At 55.9% G+C, this 20,637-nt stretch carries 15 protein-coding genes; 3 read left to right on the plus strand and 12 right to left on the minus strand.

The features are described 5' to 3' along the window. Positions 1 to 78 precede the first annotated feature (78 nt). The 3 genes from PGR91_RS11710 to uvrA are packed head-to-tail and all read right to left on the minus strand — an operon-like array spanning position 79 to position 4,774. Positions 79 to 708 carry an O-methyltransferase gene (locus PGR91_RS11710; protein WP_118656996.1) on the minus strand — a complete coding sequence of 210 codons (630 nt, stop codon included), beginning with the start codon at positions 706 to 708 and terminating at the stop codon, positions 79 to 81. Between the two features lie 2 nt (positions 709 to 710). Beyond that, positions 711 to 1,931 (minus strand): M16 family metallopeptidase, encoded by a 1,221-nt coding sequence (locus PGR91_RS11715; protein ID WP_101573439.1) that lies wholly within the window; start codon positions 1,929 to 1,931, stop codon positions 711 to 713. Positions 1,932 to 1,933: 2 nt separating this feature from the next. Continuing rightward, the gene (gene uvrA / locus PGR91_RS11720) at positions 1,934 to 4,774 is read right to left on the minus strand and encodes an excinuclease ABC subunit UvrA (RefSeq protein WP_118656998.1); all 2,841 of its coding nucleotides are present in this window, start codon (positions 4,772 to 4,774) and stop codon (positions 1,934 to 1,936) included. Between the two features lie 230 nt (positions 4,775 to 5,004). Between uvrA and PGR91_RS11725 the strand changes: the two genes are divergently transcribed. Beyond that, positions 5,005 to 6,315 (plus strand): DUF4932 domain-containing protein, encoded by a 1,311-nt coding sequence (locus PGR91_RS11725; RefSeq protein WP_182424260.1) that lies wholly within the window; start codon positions 5,005 to 5,007, stop codon positions 6,313 to 6,315. Between the two features lie 45 nt (positions 6,316 to 6,360). On the opposite strand, the gene pyrI is transcribed toward PGR91_RS11725, so the two are convergent. The 6 genes from pyrI to PGR91_RS11755 form a co-directional block, all read right to left on the minus strand. Beyond that, positions 6,361 to 6,831, minus strand: coding sequence for an aspartate carbamoyltransferase regulatory subunit (pyrI, locus tag PGR91_RS11730; protein ID WP_055206108.1), 471 nt, complete (start codon positions 6,829 to 6,831; stop codon positions 6,361 to 6,363). Between the two features lie 27 nt (positions 6,832 to 6,858). Continuing rightward, positions 6,859 to 7,770: an aspartate carbamoyltransferase gene (gene pyrB, locus PGR91_RS11735; RefSeq protein WP_055206109.1), complete on the minus strand. Its 912-nt coding sequence runs from the start codon at positions 7,768 to 7,770 to the stop codon at positions 6,859 to 6,861. A gap of 12 nt (positions 7,771 to 7,782) precedes the next feature. After that, on the minus strand, positions 7,783 to 8,391 hold the full coding sequence (locus tag PGR91_RS11740; RefSeq protein WP_118657002.1) for an IMPACT family protein: 609 nt from the start codon (positions 8,389 to 8,391) through the stop codon (positions 7,783 to 7,785). Between the two features lie 7 nt (positions 8,392 to 8,398). Continuing rightward, positions 8,399 to 9,769: a signal peptidase I gene (gene lepB, locus PGR91_RS11745; RefSeq protein ID WP_118657064.1), complete on the minus strand. Its 1,371-nt coding sequence runs from the start codon at positions 9,767 to 9,769 to the stop codon at positions 8,399 to 8,401. Between the two features lie 22 nt (positions 9,770 to 9,791). After that, the gene (gene dapB / locus PGR91_RS11750) at positions 9,792 to 10,511 is read right to left on the minus strand and encodes a 4-hydroxy-tetrahydrodipicolinate reductase (RefSeq protein WP_055206114.1); all 720 of its coding nucleotides are present in this window, start codon (positions 10,509 to 10,511) and stop codon (positions 9,792 to 9,794) included. A gap of 155 nt (positions 10,512 to 10,666) precedes the next feature. After that, positions 10,667 to 12,775, minus strand: coding sequence for a glycoside hydrolase family 172 protein (locus PGR91_RS11755; RefSeq protein ID WP_118657004.1), 2,109 nt, complete (start codon positions 12,773 to 12,775; stop codon positions 10,667 to 10,669). A 203-nt stretch (positions 12,776 to 12,978) separates the two neighbouring features. On the opposite strand from PGR91_RS11755, the gene truA reads away from it, so the two are divergent. Both truA and galK read left to right on the plus strand, forming a co-directional pair. Then, entirely contained in the window at positions 12,979 to 13,743 is a 765-nt protein-coding gene (gene truA, locus PGR91_RS11760; RefSeq protein ID WP_118457194.1) for a tRNA pseudouridine(38-40) synthase TruA, read from the plus strand. Positions 13,744 to 13,756: 13 nt separating this feature from the next. Next, a complete protein-coding gene (gene galK, locus PGR91_RS11765; RefSeq protein ID WP_101573340.1) occupies positions 13,757 to 14,902 on the plus strand; it encodes a galactokinase in 1,146 nt (381 codons plus the stop codon). A gap of 66 nt (positions 14,903 to 14,968) precedes the next feature. On the opposite strand, the gene PGR91_RS11770 is transcribed toward galK, so the two are convergent. The 3 genes from PGR91_RS11770 to rsmH all read right to left on the minus strand — a co-directional run. Beyond that, complete coding sequence (locus PGR91_RS11770; RefSeq protein WP_118657006.1) at positions 14,969 to 16,720, minus strand: hypothetical protein; 1,752 nt, start codon at positions 16,718 to 16,720, stop codon at positions 14,969 to 14,971. Positions 16,721 to 16,745: 25 nt separating this feature from the next. Then, entirely contained in the window at positions 16,746 to 19,733 is a 2,988-nt protein-coding gene (locus PGR91_RS11775; protein WP_153498375.1) for a tetratricopeptide repeat protein, read from the minus strand. A gap of 117 nt (positions 19,734 to 19,850) precedes the next feature. Continuing rightward, on the minus strand, positions 19,851 to 20,637 hold a 787-nt coding region (gene rsmH, locus PGR91_RS11780; RefSeq protein ID WP_270399354.1), incomplete at its 5' end, for a 16S rRNA (cytosine(1402)-N(4))-methyltransferase RsmH.

Consider the following 20,637-nt stretch of genomic DNA (forward strand, 5'->3'; position numbering starts at 1 on the left):
AACTTAGCAGAACAAAGATAGGACAAAATCCGCACGATCCCAACCGGCAGACTCTTTTTTACGGCCCCGTTCGTTTCGCTATTTTACCCGGATCAGATTCAACCCGTCGCGGATCGGCAGGATCACGTTTTCCACGCGGTCGTCCTGCAATACCCGGTCGTTGAACTCTCGGATCGCCCATGTATGCCGGTCGCCGACAGGTACGGTTTCGGCCACTTTCCCGTACCAGAGGATGTTGTCGGCCAGAAGATAGCTGCCGCTGCGCACCAGATGCGACAGGGCCATATCGTAATACTGCGGGTATTCGCGTTTATCGCCGTCGATAAAAATCAGATCGAATACGCCGAGCGACGGAGCGATATCGAGCGCGGAACCGATGTGCAGCGTAATGCGGCCGGAAAGCCCGCTGCGGATGAAATATTTCGATGCGATCGGTTCCAGTTCGTCGTTCGCTTCGATCGTATGCAGCTCGCCGCCTTCGTCGAGCCCGCGCGCCATGCAGATCGCCGAATAGCCGGTAAAGGTACCGATCTCCAGGATCCGCTGCGGACGGATCATCCGCACGACCATCTCCAGCAACCGCCCCTGCAAATGACCCGAAATCATCCGGGGTTGCACCACGCGCAGGTGGGTCTCCCGGTCGAGTTCGGCCAGTAGCGGATCTTCGGGGGTAACGTGCCGCTCGATATATCGTTCCAGATCGTCCATATCTACCGGTACATGAGCATCGAAAGGTTCTGTGTCCCGTAAATCTCGTTGGCCACCGCGACGATTTCGTCCCGCGTGACGGTGCCGATCTTCTCGCGGATCGTCTCCATCGCATCGATATTATTGTAAACCAGAAAACTGCGCGCGGCACTCAACATATAGCTCTCGTTGTTCTCCATCGCGATCGTAATCTGGCCGAGGTACTGTTTTTTGGCGATATGCAACAGGCGGTCGCTCAACTTTCCGCTGCGGATTTTCGTCAGTTCGAGGTCGATCAGTTCGAGGCATTCGTCGGCCCGTTCCTTGTCGGTTCCGAAATAGATCGTCGCAAGACCCGTATCGCTGAACGGGGTGAACCCCGCTTCGATATTATAAGCCAAGCCGTTGCGCTCCCTTACGGCCAGGTTCAGCAGCGAATTGGCCGACGGGCCGCCGAGTAGGTTCGTCAGTAGCGACAGCACCACGCGCCGTTCGTCGTTCAGGTTGTAGGCCCGGCCGCCGAGAATGCAATGAGCCTGATAGCATTTCCGGTGGAGCTCTTTCGAAAAGGATGCGACCGGAACGACCGCATCGCGCGTAAAACCGCGCAGCGACTCCCCCATCCCGCCGAAATAACGGTCGCACGTATCCTTGAAACGCTTTGCCGAGACATTGCCGATCACCGAAAAAACCATCTGATCGGTATTGTAAGTACGCGCCACGAAACGCAGCAAATCGTCCCGCGTATACTTCATCAACGCGCTTTTACATCCCAGGATATTGTGGCCGAGCGACGAACCGACGAAGATCATATCCTCGAAATCGTCGAAAATCCGGTCGGAAGGCGAATCCTTGTACGAGTTGATTTCATCGACGATCACCTCCTTCTCCTTCTCCAACTCGCGCTGCGGGAAAGTCGAATGAAAAACGATATCGGCGATCAGCTCCGCCGCCTTGGCAAAATCGCCGCGCAGCGTGGTAGCGTGCACCACCGTCTCCTCCTTCGTCGTATAGGCGTTCAATTCGCCGCCGAGATTCTCGAGCCGACAATTGATATGGAACGCCTTGCGGTGGGTCGTTCCTTTGAAAAACGCATGTTCGAGCAGGTGGGCGAGCCCCTGTTCGGACATTTCTTCGTCCCGGCTGCCGGTATTGACCGTCAGCGCACAGTTGACGACCGCCGAACGCACCTGTTTATGAATGCAGCGAATCCCGTTAGGCAGGGTATAGCAGGTAAATTCCATCGTCATTTTTTTGTCTTCGCAGCCCCCCGCCGCGAATTTTCGGCCAAAGATAGGAATTTTCCGGTATAACTTTCGCGGCACGTCATCAGATCGGCGGGCGTTCCTTCGAAAACCACCCTGCCGCCGCGCTCGCCGGCCTCGGGCCCGAGGTCGATCACCCAGTCGGCCGATCGAATCACGTCCATGTTATGCTCGACGATCACCACCGTATGTCCCCGGGCCAGCAGGGCGTCGAAAGCCCCCAGCAGCTTGCGGATATCGTGGAAATGCAGCCCGGTGGTCGGCTCGTCGAAAATGAACAGGATCGGGCCTCCGGCATTTTCCTTGATCAGGAACGACGCCAGTTTGACGCGCTGGCTCTCCCCGCCGGACAGCGTCGACGACGACTGCCCGAGTTTGACATAGCCCAGTCCCACATCCTGCAACGTCATCAGTTTCTCGATAATCTTTTTATTGATCGCATCCTTGTCCTGATAGGCTGCGAACAGGTCTACGGCAGCATCGACCGTCAGTTCGAGAATATCGTAAATCGAATGACCGTGATACTTCACCTCCAGCACCTCGTCCTTGAACCGTTTGCCGCCGCAGCTTTCGCACACCAGTTCGACGTCGGCCATAAACTGCATACCGACCTTGATGACGCCTTCGCCTTGACACTCCTCGCACCGGCCTCCCGCCATGTTGAACGAAAAGTGCGACGGAGTCAGTCCATTATGCTTCGCATAAGGCTGATCGGCAAACAGTTTACGAATATCATCGTAAGCTTTTAAATAGGTGACCGGATTCGATCTAAGCGATTTCCCGATCGGGTTCTGGTCGATGATCTCGACCCCTTTCAATCGCTTCAGATCGCCGCCGAGCCGCTCGAAATCGCCCGGCTTCATCCCCGTTTCATAAAGTTCCCGACGGATCGCCGGATAAAGGATTTCGCGAACGAGCGACGATTTACCGCTGCCGCTAACCCCGGTTACGCAGGTCATCACGCCGAGCGGGAATTTCACGTCGATCCCTTTCAGGTTGTTTTCCCGGGCTCCGATCACATCGACGTAGCTATTCCAGCGACGCTTGTTCGCAGGCGGTTCGATCCGTTCGACGCCAGTCAGGTATTTCGCCGTCAGACTGTCCTTCGCAGAAGCCAGTCGATCGATACCGCCCTGAAACATCACCTCGCCGCCCTGGTAACCGGCCAGCGGTCCGATATCGATGATCGTATCGGCCGCCCGGATAATCTCTTCCTCGTGCTCGACGACGATCACCGTATTGCCCAAATCGCGCAGTTTTTTCAGCACGGCGATCAGCCGGTTCGTATCGCGCGGATGCAGACCGATACTCGGTTCGTCGAGGATATACAACGATCCTACCAGACTGCTGCCAAGCGAAGTAGCCAGATTGATCCGCTGGCTCTCGCCGCCGGACAGCGTCGACGACAGCCGGTCGAGGGTCAGGTAGCCGAGACCGACCTCATTGAGGTATTCGAGCCGGTTGCGGATTTCGGTCAGCACCCGCGCAACGGTTTTCCCGTCGCGGTCGTCGAGCCGCAAACCGTCGAAAAAACGTTGCAGTTCGTCGACCGGCATCGTCACCAGCTCGCCGATATGCTTTCCGCCAACCTGCACGTAGAACGCCTCCTTACGCAACCGCCCGCCGCCGCAGTCGGGACAAACGGTCTTGCCGGTATAGCGAGAAAGCATCACCCGGTACTGGATCTTGTAACGTTCTCCCTCCAAGAATTTGAAAAATTCGTCGAGTCCGTGGAAAAACTCATTGCCTTTCCATAGCAGCCTCTTCTCTTCGCGCGTAAGTTCGTGGAACGGACGATGGATCGGAAAGTCGAATTTCGGGGCATTGATTACCAACTGGTCGCGCCACCACTTCATCGTCTCGCCGCGCCAACATGCGATCGCATCCTGATAAATGCTTTTGTTCTTGTCCGGCACGACCAGATCCTCGTCGATCCCGATTACCTTACCGTATCCTTCGCAGCGCGGACAGGCGCCGATCGGATTATTAAAACTGAACATATGTTCCGACGGATGCTCGAAAACGATGCCGTCCAACTCGAAACGGGACGAAAACGACTCGACACGGTCGCCGTCCGCTTGCTGAACGATCACGTCGCACACGCCGTCGCCCTGCAAAAATGCGGTAGCCACCGAATCGCCCAAGCGACTGAGCGTCTCCTCGTCATCGGTAGCTTTCGCCCGGTCGACCACGATCCGCAAGTCGGCGCGTCCGGCGTAATCGTCCGCCTGCACGATAATATCCTCGATAAAAAGCGACTGTCCGTCGATATAAAGCCGTTGCAAGCCCTCCTTGACCAACAGCGTCAATTTCTCGATCAGTCCCTGTCCTTCGGCCGTTTTCAGCGGAGCAGCGACCAGCACGCGGGTTCCGGACGGCAGCGCGGCGATGTAGTTGACTACGTCGGCCACCGTATGCGAACGTACCTCGCGTCCCGACACCGGCGAATAAGTACGCCCGATACGGCCGAACAGCAGTTTCAGGTAGTCGTAAATTTCGGTCGACGTACCGACCGTCGATCGCGGATTGCGCGTATTGACCTTTTGCTCGATGGCGATGGCCGGCGCGATCCCCGTAATGAAATCGACGTCCGGCTTGTTGATCTTACCCAGAAACTGCCGCGCATAGGCCGACAGGCTCTCGACGTAGCGCCGCTGCCCCTCGGCGAAAATGGTGTCGAACGCGAGCGTGGATTTGCCCGATCCCGACAATCCCGTAATGACAACCAACTGATTGTGCGGAATTTTAACCTCGATATTCTTCAGATTGTGCACCCGCGCGCCTTTGACATGAATATATTTTTCCTCTTTCGGATTCTGCATTCTAAAAAAATTAATCGCTAAAGATAACGATTTTTCAGCAAAAATTGATACACGACACCGGACTCTATCATCGCCGTATTCGGAAAAACAATGACAGAAGAGTATTTGAAAACAATATTTTGTAACTTTACATGACCAACTAATCATTTCTGAATCCGTAAAGATCCCCCCTGCTGCTCTTCCTGTCCATATTATTTTCCGGACTCCGGGCCGTCTATGCCGACACGCCCTTGACAGCCAAAGTAGACAAACGCGTCGAATTACTGGGCATCGTCGCCCGGCTGGCCGAATATCCCGAATATTGCCGGAATGACAACGCCCCCTACATCGCCGACATACACGCGCATTTCGACCGGTACAAAACACATCCGCTGATCGAACTGATGCGACGGCTAAAAAAAGAAAATTCGATCGGTTACGACGCAGTGGTCCGTATGGCCCTTCATCTCGGACAGCCCCCCGGTCTGAAGCCGATCGTTCCTTTTACAAACCGGATTCCGGAAGAAAGATGGAGCAAGGAAAATGCGGAAAAATTCATCGACCTATTACGACAATTTTATGCAGAAACTCGTTGCGGTGATTTTTTCGATTCACAGCATACACGGTACGAGCACGCCGAAAAAGCGTACAACAAACAACTAAGGCACATTGACTTGAAATGGTTTCCCGCATACTACGGCATAAATTCTGAAGACACGTTCCACCTGATCGTCGGGCTCGGCAACGGCAGCAATTGCTACGGGCTATCCATTGACCGGCCCGACCGTACACGGGATATTTTTTCGATCATGGGCGCATGGATGTTCGACGCGGACGGCAATCCCGTATTCACGCCGGAAATGCTCCCGACGGTCGTGCATGAATTCGGCCATTCGTTCGCAAACGCACACATCAGACGGCATGAAAACGATCTCGGGGAAGCGGCAGGGCGAATATTCGGTCAGGTATCGGAAGCGATGAAACGGCAAGCTTACGCCAACAGCACGATCATGCTTTCCGAATCGCTGGTCAGAGTCTCCGTCATCCGCTACCTGCTCAATCACGGGGATACGACGGCCGCGACACGACAGGTCAAGCAGGATATCGCGCAGGGGTTTCTGTGGATGTCCAAATTGTCGCGTCTGCTGACAACCTACGAAAAACAACGGAACGCCTATCCGACCATGGAAAGCTTCATGCCGCGCATCGTGGAATTTTTCAACAACACGGCCGATCAGATCGACCGGTGGCCCCGTTTCGTCTCGATCGAAGAGTTCGAAAACGGCGACAATCAGGTCGATCCCGATCTGAAAACGCTGACCATTCGTTTCGACCGGCCGATGTTCGGAGGATATGGTTTCGGATACGGGCCTTTGGGACAGGAACATTTCCCGCTGAAAAAGGTCAACGGGTATCCGAACGACCGAACGATTACTATCGACATCGCGCTAAAACCAAATTTCGAATATCAAATAAACTTACTGAGCATCGGATTTTTTTCTACCGAAGGATGGCCGATCAAAAACACGCTGATCCGTTTCAAAACCGGATCGAAAAAATAAAAAACGCGGAGCACTTCCCGCGTTCGCATAAAAAATCAATCCGTTCTATTTTCCGATCTCGGTTTGCTCCTGGTGCGTGATCTTTTCGCAGTATCGGCAGCGGAGCGCGATTTCGTCCCCGTTACGGATCACCAGGAACGAGGTTTCGACCGGTTCGTTGTTGGTGACGCACTTCGGATTGGCGCATTTCACGAATCCCCGGATCGTCTCCGGAATCGTAACGGCATGCTTTTCGACCACCTTGAAGTCCCGGATGATATTGACGACCGCCATCGGCGCGACGATCGCGATCCGGTTGATCTCCTCCTGTTTGCAGAAACGGTCGTTGATTTTGATGATCGCCTTGGTTCCCATGCGTTTGCTTTCGAGGTTCGTTCCGAACGTAATCCGGTGATTCTCGTTTTCGAGTCCCAGTATTCTGATAATTTTAAAAAGATTGCTGGCCGGAATATGGTCGATGACCGTTCCGTTTTCGATAGCTGTAACTTCCAGCCTTCCTTCTCCCGTATTTTTCATGATTGCGATAAACTATAAAATAAACGGTTATTCGACGGCGCCCAACAGGTAACTGATGATAGCCATGCGGGTATAGACGCCGTTCTCGGTCTGTTTGAAATAGTAGGCTTTCGGATTGCCGTCCACGTCGGTGTCGATCTCCCCGACGCGCGGCAGCGGATGCAGGATGCGCATGTTGGGTTTGGTATTTTCCAGCATACTGTTTTTGAGGATATAAACGTTCTTCACGCGTTCGTACTCCATCGGATCGGAGAAACGTTCGCGCTGCACGCGGGTCATGTAGACGATATCGGCGTCGCCGAGCGCCTTTTCAATGCTGCGGGTTTCGGTGTAAGGAATCCCTTTCCCGCGTAAGAACAGCTTGTATTCGTCGGGCATTTTCAGCTCGTCCGGAGCGACGAACGTGAACGTCGGGTTGAAGAACGACAGCGCTTCGAGCAGCGAATGCACCGTCCGGCCGTATTTCAGGTCGCCGATCATCACGATATTGATATTTTCGAGCGTACCCTGCGTTTTCTTGATCGAATAAAGGTCGAGCAGCGTCTGACTCGGATGCTGGTTGGCCCCGTCTCCGGCATTGACCACCGGCACGCGAGAAATCTCGCTGGCATAGCGGGCCGCACCTTCGATCGAATGACGCATCACGATCATATCGCAGTAGTTCGAGATCGTCATGATCGTATCGTGGAAAGTTTCGCCTTTCGAAACGCTGGTATTCGAAGTCCCCGAAAAACCGATCACCCGGCCCCCGAGACGATTGATCGCGCTTTCGAAACTCAGCCGCGTCCGTGTCGATGGTTCGAAAAACAGCGACGCGAATACCTTCCCGGCCAGCACCTGTCGGTGCGGATCGGCCTCGAAACGGGCGGCCAGATCCATAATCTTCAGAATTTCATCGCACGAAAAATCGGTGATCGAAACAAGACTTTTCTTTCCCATAGAACTCTATTTTTACTTTAAATCAATGCTCATACTCTCCACGTTCCGCAATCGTTCGAGCAACTGTTGCGACCGGCTTCGACGGATCGAAAGCGTCATCGTGCACGCGTTGTCGAACTGCTGGCCGAGCACCTCCGGCTGCATCTCTTTGACGATCCGCATCACGTCGTTCATCGCCAGGTAGCCGAACTCGATCCGCAACACGGTATTCACCGTACGCTGCACCACTTCGGCCGCATCCAGAACCGCCGCCGCCGACTCCTTATAAGCGGCGATCAATCCGGGCACGCCCAATTTGGTTCCGCCGAAATAACGTACCACGACCACCAGCGCATCGGTCACCTGCCGCGACAACAACTGCCCCAGAATCGGCCGTCCAGCCGTCGAAGAGGGTTCCCCGTCGTCGTTCATCCGCACGTTTTCGCCTTCCGGCCCCAGGCGCCATGCATAGCAATGGTGCGTCGCATCGTAATAGCGCTTACGCAACCCGTCCAGCGCATCGCGGATCTGCCGCTCGTCGGTCACCGGCCAGGCATAGGCCAAAAACTTGCTTCCCTTGTCCTTATAGATGGCTTCGGCCGGGGCCGCGATCGTATAATAGCTGTCGTCGGCGGGTTCCATCGTCGGTCTATTTCACTTTTGAAAAAATCCGGTTCCAGCGGATATTGGCCGGAAAACTTTTATCCTTATCGAGCGACATCCACACGAACGACGGTTTTCCGACGATATGATCCTCCGGAACGAACCCCCAATAACGGGAATCCAGCGAATTGTGCCGATTGTCCCCCATCATGAAGTAGTAGTCCATCGCGAACGTGTATTTGTCGGCCGGCGTACCGTTGATATAAATTCGCCCGTCTTTGATTTCCAGCTTATTCCCTTCGTAAGTTTCGATGATCCGCCGGTACAGCGGCAGGTTCTCGACGGTCAGATCGACCGTCGAGCCTTTGCTCGGAATCCACAGCGGCCCGAAATTATCGACGTTCCACGGATAGTTTTCGCTCTGTGGGAAAATATCGGGATCGGCCCCCTCGCCCTCCCTTTTGATTATCGCCGTCACGTTCCCCATCGAACGCATCCGCCGCGCATTTTCAGCGGTCAGCGGCAATTCCACATACGCGTAGTTAGCCGCATCGTAGTGAATATCGTCCTTGGCAACGCCCATGTCTTCGAACACGTCGGGATTGACCGGCGTACCGTTCGTTACAACCGTATAATTGTACTGTTTACCCGGAATATCCGCCTGCGGCTGTCCGTTGATCCACATTTCGGAGTGTTCGATAAAAATCGTATCGCCGGGCAGTCCGACCGCCCGTTTGACATAGTTTTCGCGCTTGTCGACCGGACGGACGACGATCCCCTCGTCCATCAGCATCTGGCGGCCGCGCCGGTCGCCGTAACGACGTTGGTACTGCCGCAAAGCGTTATAATAGCTGTCCGACGGATAAGCCAGACTTACCGTATCTCCTTCCGGAAAGTTGAATACGACCGGATCGTTGCGTTTTACGTTTCCGAATCCTTTCAGTCGGTGGTACGGCCACTTGATCCATTCGACGAACGACTTTTTGGTCTGAGAAAACGGCATCGTATTGTGCACCAGCGGCATCGAAATCGGCGTATTCGGGATGCGCGGACCGTAGGCCGTCTTGCTGACGCAGAGATAGTCGCCGACCAGCATACTCTTTTCCATCGACGGCGTCGGAATCACGTACATCTCGAAGACGAAGATCCGGATCAGCGTAGCCACGACCGTCGCGAACAGAATCGCTTCGACCCACTCGGAAGTCTTGCGGTAGGTCTTGTTGGTTCGCTTGCGTTCCTTGTGCTTCCGCCAGAACAAGCGGTACATCGTCTTCGATATATAAATATCGTAAATCACGACCAGTCCCAGCAACAACCACAGGTTGCCCGTCCAGACCACGAACCACAGCAGGTAAATGACCGATACCACGCCGAATTTTACCCAGCGGTTACCCCAAATCGTTTTCAGTTTGTTCAGAAATTTATTCACAGTCGGCCGGTTAATCGATTCCCATTAGATCCTTCATGGTGAAAATACCCCGCTTGCCGCAGATGAATTCGGCGGCGAGCACGGCTCCGGTAGCCAATCCTTTGCGGCTCTTGGCACTGTGCGTAATGGCGATCAGGTCGGCATCCGACTCGTAGGTAACGGTATGAATCCCGGGAACGACGCTGCGGCGTACGGAGGTGATCTCCAACTCGGCGGGCTCGGTCGTCGTACCGCATATCCATTTCTTTTTGCGGGTCAGGTTCCCGAGAATTCCTTCGGCCAGCGTGATCGCCGTTCCGCTCGGAGCATCCTTTTTCTGCGTGTGATGGGTTTCTTCGACCGTCACGTCGTATTCCGGAAAACGCTCCATCAGTTCGGCCAGTCGGCGGTTCACCGCGAAAAACACGTTGACGCCGACGCTGTAATTCGAAGCGTAGAAGAACGTGCCCTTCCGCTCGTTGCACAGCTTTTCGACTTCGGCGTACCGGTCGAGCCATCCGGTCGTACCGCACACCACCGGCACGCCGGCTTCCAGGCAGGTTACGATGTTCTGAAAAGCGGTATGGGGAGTGGTGAATTCGATAGCGACATCCGCTTTCCGAAGGTTTTCGGCATTCAGATCGCCGGCGTTGTCGATGTCGATAATCAGCGTAACGGTATGGCCCCGGGAGATCAGGATCTGTTCGATTTCCTTTCCCATCTTGCCGTAGCCTATCAATGCAATCTTCATAATACGTACGAATGTTTTCGCAAATTTACGCTAATTTTTAAATAATCCTTTACCCGGCGCCGCATAAAACGCAAAATACTTCTTTCGGCAGGCGACGCCGAGCGGACGGTCGCCCCTGCCGAAAACAAAGAACCGCGGGAAATGGACCGTTTCGATCAAGGTTCGAAAACGAGGCGGTCGAATCCGACGGTTCCGGCGGGAATATGTTCCCCGTAACGGACCATTTCGAATGCGAGCGTATTGATTCCCTTACTAATAACATGCCGGCCGAGCGAAATCGGAACGACATGCGGTTTCGGCGCATTGAGATCCAATTCCCGAACAACAGCCGTACCGTTGACCTCGATCCCGACCACTCCGTAACCCGGCGAAGCCGTACACATCAACGTGAGGTCGAACTCGCCGTCCAACACGCTTTCGAACGAGAGCGTCAACCGGTTGCCCGGCCGATTGCAGTGCCAGTAAAGCTGGGCATTGTTGCTCCAGATATCCCGGTACGGAATCCCGTGATGATGGTAATTCAGCAGATCTTCCGGACTTTTGCTCACGACGGCCATATGTTCGGCCTCGACCGTTATCTCCATTTTCTGCGAAACGAGGTCTTCCCTGTGCAGCGATACTTTGCGGGCGGCCTCCTTCTCGTTCGGTTCGACCAAGCTGCGCCCGCCCGGACGCAGGTACCAGTAAGTCGTCGGAGCGTAATCGACGACGGCCCGCAGGTGATGCCAGAGCTCCATATCGAACCGCAGCGAAGTACGGAACGGAATCCCGTCCAGCACCCGCAGCCGGGTATTCTGCACGAATCCGGCGCTATCCGCGCCGGCGCCTTCCGGCTGGGCGATGAACGGATGGTCGGTAATACGCTCGCGCCGTCCCCAGGCGTAACCGTAATAGTCCTCGCTTCCGGTTCCCAAATGCGACGGGAACGTCTCTCCGTCCACATAGACTTTTTCGTCGCCTTCGCCCCACCAGGCGTATTCGGTATTGAACAGCGTCAGGCCGTCGCCGACATAAACGCCTTGTCCGTCCAGCGCGACGAAGCGGAGATCGGACGGACCGCCGGTATCGTCCGTATTCTGATGCTTGTCCCGTCCGGTCGAAACAGCTCCGTACTGATGCCACGAAGCCCCGAAATGCATCGACCGGTCGTCCCATTTCCACGGAGCGTAGCGTACCCGACCGTCGCATAGGCGCACCGGCTGCGTTCCCAGATTATGGAACGTAATCTCGCACTTGTGCCGAAAAGGCATGACCCAGTAGGCGTCCATTCGTCCGGACGGCTCCGCATACGCGTACCACGTATTGGTATAGAGCGGCAGATAACCGATCCCGTAGAAATCCCCGACCGGACACCATACCGTTCGTTCTCCGTCGAAACGGATCTCAAGCACGGTCGAACGCAACGCCTGCTGCCGTGCGGCCGCATCGAGACGCACGGACAGTTGTCGGACGGCCTTTTCGCCCTCTATCGTAAAAGTTTTACGGTCGCCGGGAGCCAGCGTTCCGTCCAGCGGGATTTCCCGCAGTTTCAGTTCGTCCAATCCCCGATCCCGGTCGCTCAGCTTCCGCCGGACTTCCGATAGCAGCGTCCGGTTCCTACGAAGTTCCTCCGCGGAAAAACTGACAACGCGCGTTCCCGGCTCGTAACTCCGGTAATTGATGTTGTAAAAAACCCCTTCGTGACCGGGCTGAATACCGCCTTTGTCGGAAAAATCGATCATGGAGCTCTGGTAAGTGATTTTACAACCTTCGGCAAACGGAATCGGGAGGTAAAGGTTCAATCCCCGGTGCATCGAGTCGGTAAGCGTCGACACGCCCATCGACAACGGGGCCCCGACCAGGCCGGCGCCGCCGATCAGGCTGCGGGCCCGGCCCTCGACGACCGGTTCGCTGTCGCCGTCCAGGTAAATACGCAGGATACCTTCGCCGGAACCCGCTCCCGAAAAAGTCATCCAAAAACGGACGACGGCACCGGGACCGTCGGCGTCGAGCATCACGTATTCCGTTCCGTGCGGGGTCGTCTCCTGCCGGATGAAATTGGTGCAGTCCCCGTTGCCGAACCAGCCCGGCTGATCCGGCGTTTTCGTGGCGGGATCGGTGCTGCTGGCCTGACGGCAGGCGAACGCAGGAGACGGCCACCGGGCGATCTCGTCGCGGTCGGTCATTTCGCGCAGCAAAGTTCCGAGCGAAACTTCCGGAGAAGCGGGTTTCGCCGCCGTAAATAACAGCAGCAATCCAGCAAGCAACATACGATTTTTTTTCATAGAGTCAGAATTAGTCGATTCAGTCGGATTTAAAGGTAATAAAGTTTTTTCGAACCGCTCTGCATTTTCTGAAAAAGGCGTCGAACCAACCGGACGAACGACTCTGTTTCGTAAAACGGCGCAGGAAAATTTATGTATTTCAAACGGACAAAATTTTTACATTTCGCCGAAAATGCTATCTTTGTAAACCTAAAGCGACAACCGTGCGTTACTTTCTACAACTCTCCTACCTCGGCAAGGCATACAACGGCTGGCAGATCCAGCCCAACGCCCCGTCCGTGCAGCAAACCCTGCAACAAAGCCTCGGCACGCTGCTCCGCCGCCCGGTCGAAACCGTAGGCGCCGGGCGCACCGACACGGGAGTGCACGCCTCTTTCTACGTCGTCCATTTCGACACGGAAGCACCGATCGCCGATCCGGAAGATTTCTGCTACCACCTGAATGCGCTGTTGCCGTACGACATCGCCGTGCAACGACTGCGACGGGTGCGGAACGACGCACACGCCCGGTTCGACGCATTGGAACGGGAGTACAAATATTACATTTCACCGCGTAAAAACCCGTTCAACCGCGACACCGCGTACCAATTGGCTTGGCCGCTCGATCTGTGCCGCATGAACGAAGCCGCAGCCCTGCTGCCGGGAGAACAGGATTTCACCAGTTTTTGCAAGCTGCACTCGGACAATAAAACGAACCTGTGCCGCATCGCCCGCGCCGGATGGCAGCGGCAGGACGACGGGTTGCTGGTATTCACCATTGCGGCGGACCGCTTCCTGCGCAACATGGTACGCGCCGTAGTCGGCACGCTGCTCGACGTCGGCCGAGGCAAGCTGACTGCGGAAGATTTCCGCAGCGTGATCGCCGGGCGCGACCGCTCGCTGGCGAGCAGCTCGGCCCCGCCGCAGGGGCTTTTTCTGAGCCGGGTGACCTATCCGGAAACGATCTACATTTCAGACGATACGAACTAATCTTATAACCGCTATGAAAACTAAAATTCAGGAACTATTCAAAAAAATGTACGGCGACGGAGCGTCGTTCTTCGCTTCGCCCGGACGCGTCAACCTGATCGGCGAACATACCGACTACAACCTGGGATTCGTGTTGCCCGGTGCTATCGACAAGGCAATCTACGTTGGCGTCAAACCCAACGACGGACAGAAGTGTCGGATCCATTCGGTCGATTACGACCAGTCGATCGAAATGGATCTGCACGGCGAAAAACCGGCACAACAGTGGGCCCGCTACATCTACGGCGTAGTGCAGGAGATGGAGAAACGCGGGGCGCTGATCCGTCCGTTCGACATGACTTTCGGCGGGGACGTCCCGCTCGGCGCGGGACTTTCGTCGTCGGCCGCGCTCGAAAGCGCAGTGGGCTTCGCGCTCAACACGGTCTACAACCTCGGTTTTTCGCGCGAACAACTGGCCAAAATCGGCCAGATGACCGAACACAACTACGTAGGCGTGCGCTGCGGGATCATGGATCAGTTCGCCTCGCTGTTCGGCGATCACGGGAAGGTGATCCGGCTGGACTGCCGTTCGCTGGAATACAAACTCGAACCGTTCGATCCGACAGGCTGCAAAGTCGTGCTGTTCGATACGCAGGTAAAACATTCGCTCGCCTCGTCGGAATACAACGTGCGCCGCGCACAGTGCGAGGCAGGCGTCGCCGTGATATTGAAACACGTGGGCGGCATCGAGTCGCTGCGCGACGTAACGCTCGAAATGCTGAACACCTACAAAAACGAAATGGACGACGTGGTTTACCGCCGCTGCAGCTTCGTCATCAACGAAAACCAGCGGGTGCTCGACGCCTGCGACGCACTCGAAAAGGGGGACTACGCGACTTTCGGCGAAAAAATGAACGGTTCGCACGACGGACTGAGCAAATGGTACGAAGTGAGCTGCGAGGAACTCGATTTTCTGGCGGATCTCGGACACCGCAACAGCGGCGTGCTCGGCGCGCGGATGATGGGCGGCGGCTTCGGCGGCTGCACGATCAACCTGGTGAGGGATGCCGCTTATGCCGATTACCTGGCCGAAGTCACCGACAAATTCACGCACCGCTTCGGCAAGGCGCCCCGCATTATCGAAGTCAACATTTCCCAGGGAGCGCATCAGATCCGATAACGATACCGATGAACGAAAGAGCCCGGAAGCGATCGCTTCCGGGCTCTTTCGTTTCCCCGTCACACGCTAAAACTGCAGTTTCACGCCGGCGAGCATATTGATGCCCAGATCGCGGTACTGATTGTAACGGTAAATCCGCTGGTTGGCCAGGTTACGCCCTTCGAGGAACACGCCGATCCTCTTCGAAATGTTGTATTCGGCGCCGAAATATACGTCGAATTGCATATCCACATGAGTCCGGCCCAGTCCGGCAGACGCGCTCGCCCCGTCCGTATACATAAACAAGATGTCGAAATCGCGCGGTCCGTACACGTCCACTCCGGTCTTGAGCAGCAATTTATCCCGGTAATTGTATTTCAGAGCGAGTCCGGCCGTCAGGTTCGGCAACCCGATATGGGCGCTCTGATCTTCGATTTTTTTCACGTCGTAACCCCGGTACTGCAAATTGAACAGCAAGCCGAACGCGCCGGAAATACGTCCTTCCAACTCGGCCCCGATCGTCCACATCGTCACGTCGCGCTGCGACACTCCGAACACGTTTCCCTGGTAAAGAGCCTGATACACATTCGCCCCGTCCCCCAGCAACATCAGGTAGGCATTCAATCCGTAATTCATGTTCAGATAGCGCGAAACGCCGCCGAACACATGGTACGCGAACGACGACGAAACGCCGCCCCGGATACCGATCCGACCGTTGTATTCGCTGGTATTACGCCCCGTAACGCCCTGCAACACGTAAGGATTCCAAGTCACCGTATTACGGTAACCGTAGTTCAAGTACTCGCCGTCGATCTTCAGATAAGGAGTAAAACCGTCCGAAGCGCGCCATTTGAGTTCGAACAGCGGGAAGAAGGCGCTTTCGCTGCGATCCCCGTCGTTGTCGAGCACGTAATTGGCCCCCAGTGCAAATTCCAGCTTTCCGCCCTGCAAACGGTACATCGGCCGTACCGTCAGGATATTATCCTTGTAACCGTCCAACTCGCCGCTGCCTTTATAAACATCGTAACCGGCGTGCAGAGTCACCCCATGCCGCTGCCCAAAACGTTTTCCCAGATCGAGAAACGTCTTCACATCGGCCTCCTTCATGTCGAAACGATCCTGAAAATAAGCTCCCTCGGCGCCGAAACGGATATTGAAATAGGAAAGGTCTTCGAACGCATGTCCGAAATAGATTTTCCCGTGCACGGTCGAAAAGTTCTGCCGCAGGGCCGATGCCGAAGCGTCGATATTCCGTCCGGTAAAGTTTTCCAACGTCCAGGTCGTATCGTACCCGTAGCGGCTGATCTTATCGTAATCGTACCCCAGTTCGCCGCCGATCCCGAAACGGCCGAAACGACGCTCGCCGTACGCCCCGATCCGGTTGAACGTCTGCCCGGCCGGAGTCTTGATCCCGTTGTCGTTCTTGCGATCGCTCCAACTGCCGTAATGGTTGACCAGTACGCCCCACTTGCCGTTGACGTTCTTCGTAGACGAAAAATAAGCGTCCACCACGCTCTGGAACGGAACGCCGACGCCGACTTTCAGGTACAACGGGCGATCCTGCCGGTAGTTGTCCAGACTGACCGACACCGGTTTAATCGGCGTCACTTCGAACCCGTAGCTGATCGGGTTCGGATGAACCTTGTAAGTCACCTCGGGACGCAGCGCCACCGTATCGTTCATATCGGGTTTAACATTCAGTTTCGATGCTTCGTTCACGGTCGGTTCGTAATCGCGCGTCACTTCCATCTGGCGGTTCAGATCCCCTTCTTCGGGCTTCTGCGCCCAGGCGGGACATGCGGCCACCGCCGCTGCGATCAGTATGATTGTTTTTTTCATCACTCTCTGTCGGTTACTTTAAAATCTATTTCAATGCGTCCATTTTCTGCTGCGCCTCGGCTACGACGCCGTCATTCTTGTCGGAATAGCCGTCCACGATACTTTTATAGGTGGCTTTGGCCTGGAACGCGTCGTTCTGCTTGACGTAAATGTCGCCGAGAATCAGAAAGGCCTTTCCCATCCAGTACTCGTACGGCAGGTTCTTTTCGGAGAACGCGAACACTTCCTTCTCGGCCTCTTTCAGTTTGTTCTGCTTGAACAGGATCGAAACGATCTGGTAACGCGCCTCGGCCGCATCCCGCGTACGGGCGTCGATCATCTTGCGGTAGTGCGCCAGCGCCCCGTTGTCGTCCCCGGCGGCTTGTAGCGCGCGGCCTTTCAAGAAATTGGCCGTATGCGCCAGATCGTCGGTCAGGTGGGAAGAAGCCAGCACTTCGTCGGCGGCATTGCCCGCGGCAGTCATATCCCCGGACGCCACGACCGCTTTCAGGTAGCCGTCCAACGCTTCGGATGCCACGTTTTTCTGCGGCGCGATCACGCTCAGCCGCTTGTACGACTCGGCTGCGGCCGCATAATTTTTATCCTCCATCTGCATGGCTGCGGCTTTCTGCAGCGCCAGCGATTGGTAACGGTTGCTCGGCATGTTGCCGACCTCCTCGAAAGCCGCCAACGCCCCCGCACGGTTTCCAGCCTGCAGCGAACAGTCGCCGAGCGCATACAGCGCATCCGCCCGATAAACCCCTTGCGGATACTGGCGCAGGTAATTGTCCATCAACGGAAGCGCCCGCGTATAATCCCGGCTCTGGTAAACCCGGTTGGCCGCCATGAACGAAAGCGAATCGCGCTCGACGACCGTCACGTTCGTCTCGATACCGCTCTGTTTGGCAAAAGCGAAATAGGTATCGACATCGTTCTTATCGACATAAATATTCTTGATACCGATCATCGCATCTTTCACCTGCGGCGAAGAGGGATAGTTGTCGACCACCTTCTTGTAATATTTCAACGCTTCGTCGTTTTTGCCGAGATTTTGGTAAATCAGTCCCAACTCGGACAGGGCGCTCACGGCGAACGGCGACTGCGGATAACCGTCCACCAGGCGTTTCAGTACGGCGGCGCCGTCGTTGAAGCGTTCACGGCGCACGTAGGTGCGCCCCAACTCGAACATCGCGTCGTCGACGTAGTCGCTCTTGCCGTCGCCGATAATCGCGATCAGCGACTCGACCTTGCGGTCGTACTTATCAACCAGACCGAGCATCACGGCCCGCTGGAACCGGGCGTAATCGGCCCCGACCGTGGACAGGCTGATCGCCTTGTCGTAATTTTCGATCGCCTTGTAGTACTCGCGTTGGGCGAAAGCGATGTCACCCAACCGGTTGAAAGCGTCCGCCCGCAAATCGTCCTTGGCGGGATAAGCGTTCAGGAAACTATTGAACCTCGCGGCGGCCTTGTCCCACTGCTTGGCATTGAAATAACAGTATCCCAAGTTGTATTGCGCCATCCGGTTCTCTCGCTCGTTACTCGGAGAAAGCGCCACATAAGCCTCGTAAAGCGGCTGCGCTTTGGCGTAATCCCCTTTGCGGACATAGGTTTCGGCCCGCCAGAATTTGGTCAGCGCCGTATACTTGGCCGTATATCTATTGGCGTCGGCCACATCGAGCAATTCGAGCGTCCGGTCGTAGTCGCCGGCCTCGAAACACTCCAGCGCACGGAAATAAGCGATCTTCTGCAACGCCATCTTCACGTTGTTGTCCGGATCGGGCAACTGGCGGATCGCCTCGTAAGCCGCATTGTAGTTGCGGGAATTGAAATAGGCAGCCAACAGGATCTCGCGCGCCTCGTTGATCCGAGGCGAATCGGGAAATTCCTTGATATAATTATCCAACGTGGTGATCGCTTCGTTGAAAATACCGCCGCCCAATTCGTACTGCAACTTTCCGTAGTTGAACATGGCCTCTTCGCGGATCGCCTGGTCGAAATCGTCCGAAGCGGCCAGCGCGAAAGCGCTCATCGCTTTTTTCTTGTCCCCCATCTGCAGGTAAGCGTCGCCGAGGTGGAAGCTGGCGTTCTGAGCCAGTTCGTCGCCGCCCGAAGCGACCTGCGTGAGCCGGTCGATCGCTTTCGGATAGTCGCGGTCGACGTAATTGCAGTAACCGGCCAGGTAAAGCTCCTCGCGCCCCATCTCACCGCCCAATTTGGCGTAATTGTCCATATAGGCCAGCGCCTTCGGATAGTCGCCCAGGTGGAAATAAGCTTCGCTGACGATCCGCGAAATCTCTTGTTGACGGGCTTCGGTCGCCTTGGCCAGCAACGGAATCCCGTTAGCCACCACGTAGTCGTAATTGTTCTCCCGGAACTCGATCTGCAACAGGTAAAACGGAATGATCGGTTCGTAAGCCGGATTGTCCGCGATCGACGCGAACTCCCGCTTGGCCGCCTGCAGATCGCCGCGGGAATAGTCGATATAAGCGATGTAATACGTGGCGTGCGGCTTATACTGCGGATCGGTATTGCAGTTCTTGAAATAGCCGTAGGCCTTGTCGGTGTCCCCGCACATGTAGGCGGCATATCCCGTCCGGAAATTATATTCGTCGAAACGCGAAAAGTCGAGCTCATAGGGATCGACCTGTTGGTACTGCGCATAGGCGGCCTGGTAATCGCCCTCCTCGTGCAACAGCGTGCCGAGCGAAAACCGGATGTCGTTCGCATAGATCGAACCCGGATACTCCAGAATGAAACGGTCGAGCATCTCGCGGGCGTTTCCCTGCCGCATCTCGGCGGCGCACAAAGCTATGTAATAAGCCGCCCGCTCCGAAAACCCGACATCGTCGGCGCCTGCGCCGCGGGCCGCCTTCTCGAACTCGGTCTGCGCAGCGGAGTATTTCTGTTTTTCGTAAAGGGCTATACCCTTATCGTAATGGGATTGCGCCTCGCGCGGCGCGGCTTCTATCTGAGAAACAGGAGCCGCCAGCAACAACAGCGCGGCCCCGAAACTCAACATTTTTTTTCTCATATCGGTTCTTGTTATCAGCTCGGCAAAGTTAACAAAATTTATCAATAGCCTTCCCGGCGACAGGCTAAAATATACAGTAAAATCGCCGATCGTGCGGAATCCGGTTCTTTCGGACGATCAGCGTTTTTCGGCGGCCCGCAGTTTGGCGCTCCGCGAACGCGGGTTCCGTTCGGTCTCTTCGGCGGACGGAACGATCGCCTTGCGTACGACCAGTTCCCAGGGCGTCCGGGGCCGTCCGTAAAAATCCTTCTCCGGTTTGCCCGTGAAATTTCCGCTACGCATGAAATTTTTGACGAGCCGGTCTTCGAGCGAATGATAAGTGATCACCACCAACCGTCCCCCGGGACGCAGTACGCGGAGCGCCTGTTCGAGCATCATCTCCAGCGCATCCATCTCGCCGTTCACCTCGATGCGGATCGCCTGGAACAGCTTGGCCAGAAACTTACTGTCCGCCCCGCGCGGGGTTACCGGCGCAACCGCTTCGATCAGGTCGCTGATCGAAGCGAGCGGCCGCTCGCGGCGCACCCGCTCGATGCATCCTGCGATCCGGTGCGGAGCGTCCAGTTCGCCGTAATCCCGGAAAATCCGGATCAATTTTCCCGTTTCGTAACGGTTCACTACGTCCGCGGCCGAAAGCCGGGCACGCTGATTCATCCGCATGTCGAGCGGAGCGTCGAAACGGAACGAGAATCCGCGCTGCCGCGTATCGAAATGGTGCGACGACACGCCCAGATCGGCCAGCACCCCGTCCACCTGTTCGTATCCGTGCAGGCGCAATTGCCCCCGCATGAAACGGAAATTCGATTCTATGAACGTGAAGCGGGCGTCGTCGGGGACGTTGCGGCGGGCGTCGCTATCCTGGTCGAACCCCAGCAGGCGCCCCTTTGCGGAAAGCCGCTCCAGA

The organism is Candidatus Alistipes pullistercoris, assembly GCF_027665465.1.
Classification (GTDB): Bacteria; Bacteroidota; Bacteroidia; order Bacteroidales; family Rikenellaceae; genus Alistipes_A; species Alistipes_A hominis.

Bases quoted from the DNA above. Each gene is read 5' to 3' on its own strand.
- PGR91_RS11770 (WP_118657006.1), bottom strand. From the start codon at position 16,720: ATGAAAAAAACAATCATACTGATCGCAGCGGCGGTGGCCGCATGTCCC.
- PGR91_RS11755 (WP_118657004.1), bottom strand. From the start codon at position 12,775: ATGAAAAAAAATCGTATGTTGCTTGCTGGATTGCTGCTGTTATTTACG.
- pyrB (WP_055206109.1), bottom strand. From the start codon at position 7,770: ATGGGAAAGAAAAGTCTTGTTTCGATCACCGATTTTTCGTGCGATGAA.
- PGR91_RS11775 (WP_153498375.1), bottom strand. From the start codon at position 19,733: ATGAGAAAAAAAATGTTGAGTTTCGGGGCCGCGCTGTTGTTGCTGGCG.
- PGR91_RS11710 (WP_118656996.1), bottom strand. From the start codon at position 708: ATGGACGATCTGGAACGATATATCGAGCGGCACGTTACCCCCGAAGAT.
- pyrI (WP_055206108.1), bottom strand. From the start codon at position 6,831: ATGAAAAATACGGGAGAAGGAAGGCTGGAAGTTACAGCTATCGAAAAC.
- dapB (WP_055206114.1), bottom strand. From the start codon at position 10,511: ATGAAGATTGCATTGATAGGCTACGGCAAGATGGGAAAGGAAATCGAA.
- PGR91_RS11740 (WP_118657002.1), bottom strand. From the start codon at position 8,391: ATGGAACCCGCCGACGACAGCTATTATACGATCGCGGCCCCGGCCGAA.
- uvrA (WP_118656998.1), bottom strand. From the start codon at position 4,774: ATGCAGAATCCGAAAGAGGAAAAATATATTCATGTCAAAGGCGCGCGG.
- PGR91_RS11715 (WP_101573439.1), bottom strand. From the start codon at position 1,931: ATGGAATTTACCTGCTATACCCTGCCTAACGGGATTCGCTGCATTCAT.
- galK (WP_101573340.1), top strand. From the start codon at position 13,757: ATGAAAACTAAAATTCAGGAACTATTCAAAAAAATGTACGGCGACGGA.